Genomic DNA, 340 nt, shown 5'->3' on the forward strand with positions numbered 1-340 from the left:
GTGTGACGCACCACTTCGACTTCCATTTCACCCAGGAGTTGGCCAACCGCTACGGCCTCCCTTCTGACGACTGGCCCGCCAGCACCGAGCCCCTGACGTCGTTCTTCAGGATCGCGGTGAATGCCGTGGGCCTGGAGCGGGCGGTGGACTGGTTCGAGGCGGCCCGGCGCGCCGAACGCCGCGTGCAGCATGTGCACAGCACCCGCACCTATCAGTTCGGCTTCGCCGCGTACCTGGCCGACGCGCTGGACTTCTACGGACAGCAGCCGACCCTCTCCGAGTCCGTCGCCTGGGAAGCCATGAAGGGCGCCCGTGAGATCGCGCGCCACGGCTCCGGGAT

The 340-nt window shown here is 67.9% G+C and carries 1 protein-coding gene; it reads left to right on the plus strand.

What is annotated here, in order from left to right; all coding sequences use genetic code 11:
• Window positions 1-340, plus strand: a 340-nt coding sequence (locus tag AC0VY3_RS38305; protein ID WP_475552070.1) for a hypothetical protein, incomplete at both ends; no start/stop codon positions are given.

Source organism: Streptomyces sp. iso_384 (assembly GCF_056172905.1).